This is a genomic window from Anaerobutyricum hallii, from assembly GCF_900209925.1.
GTDB lineage: Bacteria > Bacillota > Clostridia > Lachnospirales > Lachnospiraceae > Anaerobutyricum > Anaerobutyricum soehngenii.
In genome coordinates, this window is record NZ_LT907978.1 from 2,546,903 (window position 1) to 2,562,161 (window position 15,259).

11 protein-coding genes are annotated in these 15,259 nt (G+C 38.1%); 1 reads left to right on the forward strand and 10 read right to left on the reverse strand.

What is annotated here, in order from left to right; translation table 11 throughout:
- Positions 1 to 279 precede the first annotated feature (279 nt).
- The 10 genes from EHLA_RS11590 to EHLA_RS11630 form a co-directional block, all read right to left on the reverse strand.
- Positions 280 to 999 carry a SigB/SigF/SigG family RNA polymerase sigma factor gene (locus EHLA_RS11590; RefSeq protein WP_096240946.1) on the reverse strand — a complete coding sequence of 240 codons (720 nt, stop codon included), beginning with the start codon at positions 997 to 999 and terminating at the stop codon, positions 280 to 282.
- Complete coding sequence (gene spoIIAB / locus EHLA_RS11595; protein ID WP_096240947.1) at positions 983 to 1,444, reverse strand: anti-sigma F factor; 462 nt, start codon at positions 1,442 to 1,444, stop codon at positions 983 to 985. The genes EHLA_RS11590 and spoIIAB overlap by 17 nt, the downstream gene beginning before the upstream one ends.
- Entirely contained in the window at positions 1,441 to 1,776 is a 336-nt protein-coding gene (locus EHLA_RS11600) for an STAS domain-containing protein (RefSeq protein ID WP_157908594.1), read from the reverse strand. Before EHLA_RS11600 ends, spoIIAB begins: the two co-directional genes overlap by 4 nt.
- A gap of 222 nt (positions 1,777 to 1,998) precedes the next feature.
- Positions 1,999 to 3,546, reverse strand: a complete 1,548-nt coding sequence (locus EHLA_RS11605) for a hypothetical protein (protein ID WP_096240949.1) — start codon at positions 3,544 to 3,546, stop codon at positions 1,999 to 2,001.
- A gap of 51 nt (positions 3,547 to 3,597) precedes the next feature.
- Positions 3,598 to 3,750, reverse strand: a complete 153-nt coding sequence (locus EHLA_RS16295) for a hypothetical protein (protein WP_021906307.1) — start codon at positions 3,748 to 3,750, stop codon at positions 3,598 to 3,600.
- 15 nt (positions 3,751 to 3,765) lie between these two features.
- Entirely contained in the window at positions 3,766 to 5,046 is a 1,281-nt protein-coding gene (locus EHLA_RS11610; protein WP_096240950.1) for a bifunctional folylpolyglutamate synthase/dihydrofolate synthase, read from the reverse strand.
- Positions 5,047 to 5,069: 23 nt separating this feature from the next.
- Positions 5,070 to 7,712, reverse strand: a complete 2,643-nt coding sequence (locus tag EHLA_RS11615) for a valine--tRNA ligase (protein ID WP_096240951.1) — start codon at positions 7,710 to 7,712, stop codon at positions 5,070 to 5,072.
- Positions 7,713 to 7,871: 159 nt separating this feature from the next.
- Positions 7,872 to 8,702, reverse strand: coding sequence for a hypothetical protein (locus EHLA_RS11620; protein ID WP_096240952.1), 831 nt, complete (start codon positions 8,700 to 8,702; stop codon positions 7,872 to 7,874).
- A gap of 52 nt (positions 8,703 to 8,754) precedes the next feature.
- Positions 8,755 to 9,858 carry a DUF5716 family protein gene (locus EHLA_RS11625; protein ID WP_096240953.1) on the reverse strand — a complete coding sequence of 368 codons (1,104 nt, stop codon included), beginning with the start codon at positions 9,856 to 9,858 and terminating at the stop codon, positions 8,755 to 8,757.
- A 53-nt stretch (positions 9,859 to 9,911) separates the two neighbouring features.
- The gene (locus EHLA_RS11630; RefSeq protein ID WP_096240954.1) at positions 9,912 to 13,412 is read right to left on the reverse strand and encodes a DUF5717 family protein; all 3,501 of its coding nucleotides are present in this window, start codon (positions 13,410 to 13,412) and stop codon (positions 9,912 to 9,914) included.
- Between the two features lie 328 nt (positions 13,413 to 13,740).
- Between EHLA_RS11630 and EHLA_RS11635 the strand changes: the two genes are divergently transcribed.
- On the forward strand, positions 13,741 to 15,171 hold the full coding sequence (locus EHLA_RS11635; protein WP_096240955.1) for a sodium:proton antiporter: 1,431 nt from the start codon (positions 13,741 to 13,743) through the stop codon (positions 15,169 to 15,171).
- Positions 15,172 to 15,259 lie beyond the last annotated feature (88 nt).

The following is a 15,259-nucleotide window of genomic DNA, read 5'->3' on the forward strand; positions in this document are numbered from 1 at the left end:
TTTCATGCTTATTTTTTCATCCTCATTTCGATATAAAGATGTCACTAAGTCAAACTCCTTATCGTGTAAACTGACCTTTTGATGCCAGATTGCTATGTGCTTTGCACTCTCGCAATCTTCAAAAACATTCATTATCCTATATTATACCAATCTTACGCATTTTCATTCCTCGCTCTGACCATATCTAAACAGAATTTATTCCTTGTGGTATTCACAAACAAAAAAGAATTTCAGATTGCAGCCACAATACAGCTATAATCTGAAATTCTTTTTCTCTGTTTAATTTAAGGAATGCATTCGTAATTTTTCTAATATCTTCTTTTCCATTCTTGATACTTGTACCTGAGATATCCCCATGATTCCGGCAATAACAGCCTGCGTCTGATTTTGAAAATACCGAAGTTCAATTAGTTTCCTTTCCTGTTCATTTAATTTCTGCAGTAGTTCCTGTATGTATATATTATCTACAGTCTGCTCAATTAAGTCCGACTGTTGTTCCAATTTATCTTCTAAATGAATTTCATCTCCTTCATTCTGGTAAATAACCTGATGAAGTGAACATATATCCTGACCGGATTCCATAGCCATAAGGATATCGGATTCATCCATATCTAAGGTTGCTGCGATTTCTTTTAATGTTGGTTCTCTATTATATAATTTTTCATAATGTTCTTTCTCTCTTTTTATTTTATAGGAAGCTTCTTTCAGACTTCTACTTACTTTTACAAGGCCATCGTCTCTTAAAAATCGTTTGATTTCTCCCATAATTAACGGAACAGCATATGTGGAAAACTTTACTTTTCTCTCAAGATCAAAGTTGTCAATACATTTTAATAGACCAATACTTCCAATCTGAAACAAATCTTCTTTATCATACCCTCGCCCCTGAAAACGTTTTACTACACTCCATATCAATCCTGTATTTTCTTCTACTAATATTTCCTGTGCCTTTTTATTTCCTTCTTTTGCCTGCCTGATCAATTCACAGGTCCTCTCCACACTCTTCCCCCTTTCCCATAGTTTTTATGAGTTTTACGCTTGTCCCCTTCCCCGGTTCACTTTTTACGGTTATCTCATCTGAGAAAGCTTCCATAAATGTAAATCCCATACCGGAGCGTTCTTGTGTATGTAACGTTGTATACAATGGCTGCATTGATTTTTTCACATCTTTGATTCCTACACCATAATCTGTGATGATCACTGTAATTTTTCTATTTTCCCGTTTAAAATACGCCTCAATATCTCCACCAGTCTCCGGATATGCGTGAATAATAGCATTGGTAACTGCTTCAGAAACTGCTGTTTTAAAATCTGAGATTTCTTCTAGTGTCGGGTCTAAGATGGATACAAAAACTGCTGCCGTTGTCCGGACAATTCTTTCATTTTCCGGATGATTTCGAAACACCATTTTTAAGCTGTTTCCTATTTCTCCTGCCTGTCTCATTCGTATACCTCCTTTACTTCTTCAATCGTATCTAAAACGGTAACTACATTTTGTATTCCGGACATTTCCAGCATCTTTCGAACAATTTCATTCCCGCCAAATAAATATACTTTTCCATTAATCGGATGAATCTGTCTCACCCTTCCAAGTATTAATCCGATTCCTGAACTATCCATAAATGAGGTGTCCGAAAAATCAAAAATAATATCCCGGATAATAAAGTTCATAAAACTTCTCTCACATTCCTGCCTTATTTGCTCCGCCTGACAATGATCAATTTCTTTTGGCAGACGAATGACCAGACATTGATTTTTTACATGACAACAATTCATTTTTACACTGCCTCCCTTTCTGATACTGATTTGTTGCTTGTCACCTACAAAGGTTAAAGTCATCTCATATCTGAGATACTCTCCACTTATTAAAGTGGAACAAGCTTGCATCCGCTTTCTGACCTTTTGGTCCTGGTACTATTCTATAAAAAACAAAAAAATAAGTCCGACATATTCTGTCGAACTTATTTTTATTTATAATGTTTTTAAAAATAGCAATAATTATTCGTTATCATCAGCAGTATCTGTACTAAAGTCCTCTTCTGTTGTACTCTTTGAACTGCTCTTCTTGGATTCAGAAGAATCTGTGCTGTCATCATCACTGTCTGACTTTGAATCAGAAGACTTCGTACTGCCACCCTTTGCTTTAGCTGCCGCTTCTTTTGCAGAATTAATTACCATATCAAGACCAAGATTTGCTGCCTTACGAATCAGATCACTATCTCCGGAATTATTAATAATATCATAGAAATATTCCTTTGCCTTATCTGTATTCTTATTTAAGTTCTTATAGCACATCGCAATATGATACTCCGTATTGTAGCTCTTATCATACTTATAAGACTGTTCAAGGTCATCTAATGCATCCTGATATTTATATGCATCAAAAGAAGCCTTTCCACTGTTATATAACTGTGTTGCCGCATTCTGGAATGCCTTATCTTTCATGGATGTATATAAATTCTTAGCTGTAGATGATGGTAAAGAGTCTTTATCTACTTTTAAAAGATGTTTTGCACATTCTACATAGTTACCGCTTGAGTATGCCTGGCTTGCCTTTAAGATGCTGTCATACATACTGTCTTCACCTTTAGAACCTTCGTAAACTTTAAGACGCTTTGTAAGCTTCTTATTCTTCTTCTGAAGACTCTTCTTGTCATCCTTTAATGTATTGATCTCTGCATCTTTTTTATTGGTTGTCTGGCTATATTCCTTCTTCAAGTTGTTATAGTCAACACTTACACTTGCCTTAACGCTTGGAATAACAAGTACAAACATGGCAACAACACCGATTGCAAGACCAATTAACATATAAACAAACTGTTTCCATGTTTCTTTATTCGGATCTTCATAATGATCTACCGGACGAACATTTTTAAGATTCTCATTATCTGGCTTTAAAGCATCGGCAGGAATCTTCTCTGCCACTGTTTCCGGATTCTCTCCGATTTCTTTTAAATAACGACGAGCTGTCGTATTATATCTGTCAATCGCAAGGGCATTATTTAAATCTGCCTGTGCAGAAGCATTATCACCTGCACGCATATGAAGTAAGGCAAATAATAAATGTGCATTCACGAAGTTCGGAGTGACACTAAGTACCTTCTTTACCTGAATCATCGCAAGATCATCACTTCCCTGCTTTGCATAAGAAAGTGCTGCATTATACTTCTTAGCTGTTTCATTAATCTCTTCAAATACTGCCGGATGCTCTTCCATCTGTTTGATATAAAGATTCGCGATGTTCTCTTCTACGGAAGAAAGCTTCGCACTGACTTTCCATTGGATATATGCCTTGCCGCCTTCACCCATCTCATTATAAACAAGACCGAGAAGATTTCTTGCATTCTTATGAGACTTATTATAAGTAAGAGCCTTCTTTAAATATATCTCCGCTCCACTTAAATCATGCATCTGCGCCTTTTCAAGACCGATGTTATAATAATAATCTGCAGTATTTAACGCTTTCGCTATGTGTTTATTGTCAAAGCCGCAGGCATTACAGTATCTTCCCACACCAACTGGCCGACCACATTTAATACACTTCATTGAATTCCTCCTAGATCAGACTGTTGTTTCTTTTATTTCTATCAGATGAGCTTACTTAGAAGCTTTCTTTCCTTCACGCTCTGATACCAGTTCTTCTACAAGATCAGTGATATCTTTAACGTCATCACTAAAAAGTTCATCTTCTCCAATCTCAACACCTACTGCCGGTTTAAACTTCTTTAATTCTAAATCAAAATCAAACATGATATATCCTCACTTTCAAAAAATTGTTGTCGCAAAATCTTTAATCTCTCCTGCCAAATACAGTGATCCGAGACATAAAAGATTCTCATATTCTCTATCCTTTAAAGCTGTCTCAAATGCTGTCTTTGCATTATCGTATTCGTATATCGGACACCCTGCTGTCTCTTCTTTAAAACACTGTTTTACTGCAGCAGTATCCGCTCCTCTTGCGCTGTCAATCTTTGTAATGTATATTCTCTTCCAGGGAAGCCTGCCTAGTACACGAATCATCTCAGAATAATCTTTATCTGAACAAACTGCAAATAATAAGAGCCACTCTTTATCAGAATCAGTCAAACTGTTATAAATCTGATGAACCGCTCCCGGATTATGTGCCCCATCCACATAAACATTCTCTGCAATCTCTTCCATCCTTCCAGGCCAGTACATCTTTACAATTCCTTCTCTTATCACATCCTGTGATACTTCCGGTAAAAGAACCTTTACGGCAAGTACCGCTAAGGCAGCATTCTGCACCTGATAGGAAGCATAACTTTTTATTTTCAAGTTGCTTATCTTATAATAACGGCTATTGATAGAAAAATCAATCGTATTCTCACATTTTTTTAAAATTGTAAGCTCTTGCGATTTCAGCCCATAAACAGGCGCATTTTTTTCTTTCGCAGTTCTTTCGATCACTGAAAACGCACCATTTTCTTCATCAATTGCGACAACCGGAATCCCCTCTTTTATGATTCCTGCTTTTTCCGCTGCAATCTTCTCTATTGTATCGCCAAGAATCTCTGTGTGATCATAACTAATGGAAGTTATGACAGAAAGTACCGGATTTGAAAGAACGGTTGCATCCAGTCTTCCTCCAAGTCCTGTCTCCAAAATACAATAATCTACTGATTTTTGTGAAAAAATAAGCATCCCCATAAAAAAAAGTATTTCAAAGAACGTAAGCGGCTGCAAACCTTTCTCCTCGCCCTTCACCATATAGTCTTTTACGCTGCACCAGGCTTTGATCAGCTCTTCATCGGAACATTCTTTAAAATTAATACGAAATCTTTCATTAATTTTTATCAAATGAGGCGAAGTAAATAATGCAGTCGTATACCCTGCCTGCCGTAAAATCGAATCAATATACGCACTGACGGAGCCCTTACCATTTGTCCCTGCAATATGAATCACCCGGAGATTCCTTTCCGGGTGATTCGCCAGTTCAAGATAAGCGGAAAGATTAGACAGGCTTGCTTTTGCACCGAACTTCGGAATCTCGTTGAGTTCCCGTTCCATTTCGCTGTATGTCATCATTCCTAAATCCTTCTTATCGCTATTTATTTCTTAAGCTGAGAAAGACGTTCCGCAACCTGCGCTGCCATTGCAGTATACTTCTCTAACTTTTCTTTTTCTGCCTCTACCTTTGCTGCCGGTGCTTTGCTTACAAATTTTTCATTAGAAAGCATTCCCTTTGCACGCTTAATTTCTCCTTCGAGACGGCCTGCTTCTTTTTCAAGACGGGCAATTTCTTTTTCAACATCAACAAGTTCTGCAAATGGCATATAAATAACTGCATCAGGGATTACTGTAGATACTGCATCTTCTGCAATGCCTGCTTTATCTGCCTGTACATGAACTTCACTCGCATATCCAAGTGTTGCAAAAAATACTTTAGAATCCTCAAATACTCTGCGAACTTCTTCTTTTTCAGATACTACATAGACACTTGCTTTCTTGCTCGGTGGTACATTCATATCTGCGCGAAGATTACGAATATTTCTTACAGCATTCTTAATCATCTCTACTTCATTTTCTTCAGCCTTGAAGTCAAACTCTTCTTCAAAAACAGGCCATTCAGAAACCATAATGGACTCTTCTTCATCCTGAAGACTGCAGAAGATTTCTTCTGTGATAAAAGGCATATATGGATGTAACAACTTCAGAGAAATCGTTAACACTTTCTTTAATGTAAAGAGTGCTGCTGCTTTTGTTGTATCTTCCTCATTATAGAGTCTTGGTTTTACCATCTCGATATACCAGTCACAGAACTCTTCCCAGATAAAGTCATTTAACTTGGCAACAGCAACACCGAAATCGTATTTTTCCATATTGTCTGTCACTTCTTTTACAAGAGAATTCGCTTTGGATAAAATCCATTTATCAGCCGGTGTCAGGTCCGCAAGAGATACGTTGCTTAAGTCCGCTTTTTCAATATTCATTAACATGAATCTGGAAGCATTCCATACTTTATTGGCAAAGTTTCTGCTTGCAATAATCTTCTTCTCTGAATAACGCATATCATTACCCGGAGCATTACCTGTTACTAATGTAAGACGAAGTGCATCGGCGCCGTACTGCTCAATGATCTCTAATGGGTCGATACCATTCCCAAGAGACTTACTCATCTTACGGCCCTGTTCATCACGAACCAGACCATGAATAAGTACATCACTAAATGGACATTTGCCTGTCTGTTCATATCCTGAGAATACCATACGGATTACCCAGAAGAAAATGATATCGTATCCTGTTACAAGAACATTTGTAGGATAGAAATAATCAAGATCTTCTGTCTTTTCCGGCCAGCCTAATGTGGAAAATGGCCATAAAGCAGAACTAAACCATGTATCTAATGTATCCTCATCCTGTGTAAAATGAGTACATCCACACTTTGGACATACGGATGGCATTTCTTTTGCTACAACAATCTCTCCACATTCGTCACAGTAATATGCAGGAATTCTGTGTCCCCACCATAACTGTCTTGAAATACACCAGTCACGAATATTCTCTAACCAGTGCAGATACGTACGGTCAAAATGGCCCGGTACAAAACGAAGATCTCCGTTCTTTACTGCTTCGATCGCAGGCTTTGCCATCTCGCTCATCTTTACAAACCACTGTTTTTTCACCATTGGTTCCACTGTAGTATGACAGCGGTCATGAGTTCCTACGTTATGTTCATGCGCTTCAATACGTACAAGATATCCTTCTTCTTCTAACTCTTTTACGATAGCCTTTCTTGCCTCGTAACGATCCATTCCTGCGAACTTTCCACCATTTTCGTTAATTGTTCCATCATCATTTAAAATATTGATTTCTTCTAAGTTGTGACGCTTTCCAACTTCAAAGTCGTTAGGATCATGTGCTGGTGTGATTTTTACTGCACCTGTACCAAATTCTTTATCTACATAGGAATCCGCAACGATCGGAATCTCTTTATTTACGATTGGAAGAAGTACCATCTTTCCAACTAAATCTTTATATCTCTCATCATCTGGATGTACAGCGATCGCAGTATCTCCAAGCATTGTCTCCGGACGGGTTGTTGCGATCTCAATACATTTATCTGTTCCAACGATTGGATAGTTAATATGCCAGAAATGTCCTGCCTGATCCTCGTATTCTACCTCTGCATCAGAAATAGATGTCTGACATACCGGACACCAGTTGATAATTCTTGAGCCCTGATAAATATATCCCTTTTCGTAAAGGCGGATAAATACTTCCTGTACTGCTTTAGAACAGCCTTCATCCATTGTAAAACGTTCTCTGTCCCAATCAGCGGAAGAACCAAGCTTCTTTAACTGGCTGACAATACGTCCGCCGTACTCTTCTTTCCACTCCCAGGTACGCTTTAAGAATCCTTCACGTCCAAGTTCTTCTTTATCAATGCCTTCTTCTTTTAATTTGTTTGTAACCTTTACCTCGGTTGCGATACTTGCATGGTCTGTTCCTGGCTGCCATAAAGCATTATATCCCTGCATTCTCTTAAATCGAATGAGAATATCCTGCAGTGTATTATCTAACGCATGCCCCATATGCAGCTGTCCTGTAATATTTGGCGGCGGCATTACAATTGTAAATGGTTTCTTGCTGCGATCTACTTCTGCATGGAAATACTTCTTATCCATCCATTTTTTATAAAGTCTGTCCTCAATCTCTGATGGATTGTAGGTTTTGTTCATTTCTGTTGCCATGTTGTGGTTTCCTCCTAGTTTTTATCATATATGCCAGGTATTTCTTATTGGTCTATCCCTATAAATCTCCTGACATTCTAACTCTGATGTTATGTCGTAAATAACGTACCAGCTACCATAGTATAACTTATTTGCGCATTTGTCACTAATATTTTTTATTTAAATTTCTATTTCTTTGCGAAAATCGCTCTGCAGGCTTCGAATCAGACGCTTTTTCTTTATTTTAGCCTCTTCTTCTTTTCCATTTTCATTTAAAAATACTATTTTTTTATATATTTCCGATACTGCATTATATTGAAAATCTTCCTGATATTCTGCAAACTTTTCCTCAAATGCATCAAGTAGCATATCGGAATCCTCAAATTCCTTCAATTCTTCTCCTGCTGCTTCGATTCCTTCTAACAATGCCGTAATCGCATAATAATAAAAAAGAGATTTCTCCTCACCTAAATGCTGATATGCCTTGATAAAAGCAATCTTTGCATTCTGAAAACGAAAAAGCTTTGATTCCGCGATTCCAATATTGTGATAGATCCGTCCAATCTCATTTTTTTCCATGTCTTCTTCCGCAAGAGCTGCCTGATAACTTTCCAGCGCTCTTGCCGATCTGCCCGATCTTACAAGCAGGTCGCCCATCCATTTTTTCTGCCGGTAAACCGGAGCATTCATAAGGCTTCGATACTCATCTAAAATATCTCTTATCTCATCTTCATTAAAATAATGCCCTTCTCGAAATAATGCAGAAAAGTATTTCATCTGGTCCTTTTCCGGATCTGTCAGACGAATCAGCTGCTTATATAACTTTTCCAGCCCCAGTTCATCCCTGAGATATATGAGCAGATCCTCTCCGGGAAGTGTATGGATATAGCAGATCATATGTCTTTTTAAATAATAACAAAGTTCCTCATAGGAAAAAATCTGTATTCCGGTATCTTCAAAATAATATCCTTTTTTTCCAATCTTACCAATACAGATAAGTGACTCTCTCATCTTCCTTACCTCTTTCCCTCCGTAATGATCTTTTATTACGAAATTAACTTAATTACGAAATTAATTTAAATGGAAAGACTGTAATCTTTCCTGTTGCCGGAAACATTTCCCCAAACCCCATATCTTTCAGTAAAATCACTCCCTCAACCGAAGAAGTAAACCGAACTTCTATGCGGATTCTCGTCGTTTTAGGCGGACGTTTCGGCAATCCTTTTATATCACAGGCAGCTCCCTCGATTTCATTTTCCTTCGTATTATGATAGAAAAAATCTACCCGCTGGCTTTTATCAAGAATAATGTCCACACTGCCATGCGTATTATACCACTCTCTTCCTATGGATGTTATCGGTACATACTGAGGCTTCCCTGCCTCTGTTGTAATCACTCCCACTGTATGGTAGACCATATCCGGTCCATCCATGAGAATCATTCCCTCATCCATAAGCTCGATCGGGTGGATTCCCAGAAGACAGGCTCCATTCGCATACAGATTCTGTCCTAGAAATACTCTTCTTCCGGCACAAAGATAGGTCAGCGTTTTCTTCATCCAGTTTCCTTCAAATCCACTTCCCGTAAGGAAAATAATATTGGCTGGGTTCTTTACAAGAAAACGCTTCACCATCTGTCCAAAATTCGCATCCTGTTCCGGTGTTCCTTCCACTACCCGATATTCATTAAGATCAATCTGTTTTTCTACTGCCCGATAGGCCTTCTGTCTCGAACGGCGTATCTGATCGATCAATACATAACTCAACTGGTTATCATGATAATCTAATAAAAGTGTATTGCGATCCCACATAATTCGTTCCTGATGGAATACATATTCTGCAAATGCTCTGAAATGTGTGATGACCTTTACTGTATGAAACTTTAAAAACTCTTCACTTACACTTTCTTTTAATTTATCTCTGTTTTCTTCGGATGGATCTTGCATGGAAAAATGAACCGCCTGATAATCAGACCATTGATATTCTTTTTCCTTCATATACTCTTCCACCAGATGGATTCCTGTCTCTATATATGCCTCTTGCTGCTCTTTTGCTATTGGGAAACTTTCTTCGGACATTTCTTCTTGTCCTTCCCTGTATATGCTAAACTGTACAGAAGTTTTCCCCAGATCAATTCCCGCATATTTTTTTGTATCCAGTTCTTCCATTTATATTATAAACCTCTCAATCTGTTTTTCTGAACCACTATACACTGGTTTATCTACAAAAGCTTCATACACTGGTCTGCAAAAAAAGTTTTTAAAAGATATTCTTTTAACTCTGGCAGTGATGCTTCTTCCGTATCTAAATAATTCAATGTAAAGAAACGGCTTTCCTCTCCATCTTCATATTCAAATGTTTCAAATTCCAGGGCATTCTCATCCGCAACTAGCTTTCCGTCTGCTTCTAGACGATACTTTACATGATCTCTCTGGAAGAAATTCATATGACAGACATACATTCCCGGAAGAACTTCTTCCAAATTCAGATTACGGAAAGAATATTGTTCTCCATCAATCTGATAATTCAATGTAACATGCTGCCCCGCACGTCCTCTGTATGTCAGGAATGTCAATTCTCTGTAATAGATTGGAAAATGAACCCACTGCGCATACGCATGATAAATCGGAAGATAAAACTTTTCCTGCAAAAAGCCTTCTATAATGTATACTGCCGTATCTTTAATGGTATCATACCATTCTTCTCTTCCGGCAAAATAATACAGGAAATGAATTCTGGAATGTCGGTTTTCCATGCGGCCATTTACAATCTCCTGACCGATCGCCATATGCATAAAGTCATTCAATTCCATAGAACTTTCTAATTCTTTCATCGATGCATATTCCAGATAACGGTCAATCAGATCATCTCCCTCATTGGTCTGATAGAACGATTCAAATACCGGAAATACGCCTTCTGTATCATTACCGGTAAACATGACCTGTTCAAGAATCTTTCGTTCAAAATCAGCCGTTTCCAGGCCAAAGCGCCTGCCTCTTTCCCAAATATCCAAAAGTACTGCTGTTTCACCCTGAAAATGCTTCATCAGATACGTCAGTGTATCTTTGTTACACTTCTTTCGAATAAATGCCGCATACGCTAAGGAAAGTGTTTCCTCATCCTTCTTTCCCTGATAATATTGCGCACCAAAGGATGCCAGACGAAGAATCTTTGCGGAACCCATTATATCACATCCATATAATTCGATTCCAAAGAAAGCTTCCTCCATCATGCCGACTTCCATATAATAATCCATTAATGTCTTTCTAAATTCTACAGAAATATTCGAGTAATCAATCTTTCCAAGCCATCTGGCCAGACTTCGCTTTTCCTGATGATTCTCATAATAGGTAAGCAGCTTCTCAACTGCCTCTGTCTGAACCCAGCGTACAAAATCATCGTTAAATGTAAGCTGCTGAAGAACGGCTATGCCATCTTCTTTGATTCCCTCGTTCATCTTCTCTGATTCCATTAATAAAATCTTCTTATTAGAAAGGTTACGGCGAATCCATTCTTTTTCAAACTGTTCTGTTGATAAGAATGGCTTTAACTGATATGCAATATCTCTGACATATCGCTGCTCATTATTATCTACAAAATAAAATACGGCTCTGCTATTATATACTTCCACATAGCTTACACCCGCCGAAAGTGGATAGTATCTTTCCTGCTCTGTTTCCGGACAGGAAACATAGACACCGCTGATATGCGGATTATTACAGATCAGCTTATGATAAAATAAAATATCACATACTGACTTCCAGTTATCCGGCTTTTCAAGAACTTCTTTTTGAAAACAAGTATACAGATATGCCAGATGTTCATTAATTCTTCCTTTTAACAGCTGTTCTTCCACAAATGGAAGCATTTTAGAATAATATGCACCGTACACTTCTTCATAACTTTCTTTATTACGCAGTACATTACTATAAAGATATGCCTTTTCCAGATAATCAAGGCTGTTACTATAGGTAAAATAAATAAGCACTCTCTGCGGAATAATATCATATGTTGTAAAATCCATACTGCGGATAAAAAATTCATTCAATCCTATGATCTTAAGATTTGCCTCCACTGCAAGACGGAAGTATTCATGGTATTCCTTCCCTGTTCGATTCCCCTTTATAAGAAGGGAACAGATCACCTGTAAAAACTGCTCATCCGGTTCAACACCATATAACTTCTGTGCAATATAAAATACTGCCTTATTATAAAACTTCATCTTTAAAGCAAGCCGGGCAAACTGATAGGAAAGCGCCAGTGAAATATAGCCGTATCTTACTCCCCATCGGAAAATACTGATTTCAAACTTGCCAAGCTCTTCCATATAATTTGGATTCTCATTTAAAATATCACACGCTTCAAAGTATAATAAGCTGCTATTATTTCCATCTTCAAATAATTGTCGTATCGTATCATACTGAAGCCGCTTATTATACACATACTCTCTATCAAGATAAATGAGCATCCACAGCGCCTCTGCCTTATATTCTGATAATTCGTAAAACTCTCTTATTCCGGTAACCGCCTTGCTGATCACCTCCGGAGTCCGGTAATACATTGCTTTAAGATAAAGAAAATAATTCGCTTCTAACGGTTTAAAACCGCCTTTTTGTGCAATCTCTTCTAAAGCTTCCATCGCCGCCTTCGCCTCTTCCTGCTGTTCTTCCATTAACAGGAAATGCATTCGGTAAAGCTTCCATTCATTCTCTTCAGTAGAACGATACAATTCTTTTAAAACCTGTCCGGAATCTTCCGCAAAATCTTCAAATCCAATACTTCCTGTCCTAAAATACAGATAATTATGCATAAGTTCCGCCCGCTTCTTCTTTAATAAAAGCTTCTGTTCTTTATCCTTTATCAAAGCAGAAGACTCTGTCCACCATTCAACCGGAATCTTTATATCCTGCCGAACTGTATCGATTCGTATAACATCGCTTCCATTCCGAAGATTTTGTTTCTTCTCTATCGTAAATGAAAACGTTCCTTCTGTAAAATCATCACTGGAAAAACGGCTCACAGATGGCTGAACCTGTCCCTTTTCACTGTAAATTCTTCCTTCTACATACCCTGCTGAAGTAAGTGCTATTGACAAAGTAGTCTGCGTATCGCTCTCTTCCATTACAATCTTTTCACCAGATACTTCAAGAAACGTCGGTTCTTTATATCCTGCCGCTGTAAGAAATTCTTCTAAGATAAGACTTCTTGATCTGCTCTTCATGAGACTGTGATATAAGCTCTTTTGTTCTGGAAGATGTTCCAGAAATACTTTTTCAAAATTCGGCAGGAAAAATAATTCCATCGCCTCTTTTCGATTCTCTCTATAAATATCTACGAATTCTTCCATCGTAGATATTCTTCCCTTTGAAGTTTCTATATATTTATGTATGACCTTGACAGAGTAAGGAATCGTATATTCGCCCCCATTAGTAATGAGAACTATGTCTCCTTCAAAACTGCTATCCGCCGTCGCCAGCTTGCCTTTAAAATAAAAAGGAATCTCCTGACGGATTCCCGCAAGCCGCTCTACTTCTACTGCCATCTTATCGCTGGTTGTACATACATATCCTTCTATCGGAATCTTATTCTCACTCTCAATGAAAAAGGAATCTTTGTAAACTCGTCCCTCTTCCACCTCAATATCCAGACTCGTAATGGAAAGGCTTACGATTGGCGTTGTATCGTTATTCACCTGGTTTATTATATTAATTTCTTCTTTCACGTCCTATATCCTTCCCTTTTCCATGATATGTCATATTATAGCAAACATTGCTCTATTTTTAAACAGATACAAAAGTTTTTTCCTAATTTATTTTTAAATAAATTTCTAACATTTTTCATAACTTTTTGTGCTATTTTAGACAAATCCAAATGATTGTCCTTTGACATTAAAAAGGCTTCGTCTTAGTATTGATTTAGTTATTTTATTATTTTGGTGAAGTGCGCCCATAATAAGATTATGGCAGTTTCACAATACCGTTTCATACGAAGGTGTACCGTATTAGTGAAGCTACAATAAGTACCAAGCCAAGATACAGGAGGTTGAACAAATGAAAAAACTATTGACCGGACTTTCTGCTTTTCTGCTGTTTAGTCCACTCCATGTATTTGCTGCTGACGGAGCGCTCTCTGATACTGCACTTGGAACTACACTTCCTCTTTGGAGTTGTATTCCTTTTGCTGGAATGCTCCTGAGTATTGCCATATTTCCTCTGATAAAAGAAGAATGGTGGGAAAAGCATAAACCCTGGGTCGTTGCTTTCTGGTCTCTTTTATTTCTCATTCCATTCGCTGTAATCTTCGGTGGACATATTGCATTAGAACATTTAATAGAAGTAACACTCGGTGATTATCTTACCTTTATTGTTCTTCTGTTTGGTCTGTTCTGTGTTGCCGGTAACATCAGTTTACAAGGTGATCTGACCGGTAACCCAAAAGTAAATGTTGTATTACTCCTCATCGGAACCCTGCTTTCGAGCTGGATTGGAACAACCGGAGCAAGTATGCTCATGATCCGCCCGATCATAAGAGCAAATAAATGGCGGCAGCGCAAAGTGCAGATTATGGTATTTTTCATTTTCCTTATTTCTAATATCGGCGGCTGTCTCACACCGGTAGGTGATCCGCCTCTTTTAATGGGATTTATGAACGGTGTTGGATTCTTCTGGAGTCTTAATCTGCTTCCTGTAATGCTCCTGAATGTTCTTATCCTGCTTACTCTGTTTTTCCTGATTGATACAAAAGCATACAAGAAGGATATCGCTGATGGTTTTAAACCAGAGATTCGTCCGGAAAGCGAGCGTGTTAAACTTCACTTAGATGGTGCTCACAACATTGCCTTTATGCTTATCATTGTTGCAGCAGTTATTTTAAGCGGTGTCCTTCCTACAACATTTCCTGTTTTCAGTGAAGGACTTACGATCATGGGAGTAACCTTATCCTATGCTTCCATTATCGAAATTATAATGATACTTGCTTCCGCCTATCTTTCTTTTAAAACAACAAAGAAAGAAATCCGAGACAGCAACCACTTTACCTGGGATGCCATCGAAGAAGTTGCCATTCTTTTCATCGGTATTTTTATCACCATGATCCCGGCACTTCTTATTCTGAAAGCACGAGGTGCTGATCTTGGACTGACACAGCCATGGCAGTTCTTCTGGATAACCGGAGCACTATCAAGCTTCCTTGATAACACGCCAACTTACCTGGTATTCTTTACTACCGCAGCTTCTCTTGGATTTACCTCCGGTGTACAAACGCTAACCAGTTTTATTCCGAAGGCGGTTCTGATGGCGATTTCCTGTGGTGCCGTATTTATGGGTGCCAATACCTATATCGGTAACGCTCCAAACTTTATGGTACGCTCTATTGCAGAAGAAAACGGTATCAAGATGCCATCCTTCTTTGGATATATGTTCTGGTCACTCAGTTGTCTGATTCCGGTATTTTTAATCGATATGCTGATTTTCTTCCTATAATATTTTAAGTAAAATTTTAGGCAGGCTTTTAAAATATAAAAATAAAAATCTCAGTCGAGAAGACTCCCACCTCTTTCAGGTGGTGAGT

Bases quoted from the DNA above. Each gene is read 5' to 3' on its own strand.
- spoIIAB (WP_096240947.1), bottom strand. From the start codon at position 1,444: ATGAGACAGGCAGGAGAAATAGGAAACAGCTTAAAAATGGTGTTTCGA.
- EHLA_RS11600 (WP_157908594.1), bottom strand. From the start codon at position 1,776: ATGAATTGTTGTCATGTAAAAAATCAATGTCTGGTCATTCGTCTGCCA.
- EHLA_RS11605 (WP_096240949.1), bottom strand. From the start codon at position 3,546: ATGAAGTGTATTAAATGTGGTCGGCCAGTTGGTGTGGGAAGATACTGT.
- EHLA_RS16295 (WP_021906307.1), bottom strand. From the start codon at position 3,750: ATGTTTGATTTTGATTTAGAATTAAAGAAGTTTAAACCGGCAGTAGGT.
- EHLA_RS11610 (WP_096240950.1), bottom strand. From the start codon at position 5,046: ATGATGACATACAGCGAAATGGAACGGGAACTCAACGAGATTCCGAAG.
- EHLA_RS11615 (WP_096240951.1), bottom strand. From the start codon at position 7,712: ATGGCAACAGAAATGAACAAAACCTACAATCCATCAGAGATTGAGGAC.
- EHLA_RS11620 (WP_096240952.1), bottom strand. From the start codon at position 8,702: ATGAGAGAGTCACTTATCTGTATTGGTAAGATTGGAAAAAAAGGATAT.
- EHLA_RS11625 (WP_096240953.1), bottom strand. From the start codon at position 9,858: ATGGAAGAACTGGATACAAAAAAATATGCGGGAATTGATCTGGGGAAA.
- EHLA_RS11635 (WP_096240955.1), top strand. From the start codon at position 13,741: ATGAAAAAACTATTGACCGGACTTTCTGCTTTTCTGCTGTTTAGTCCA.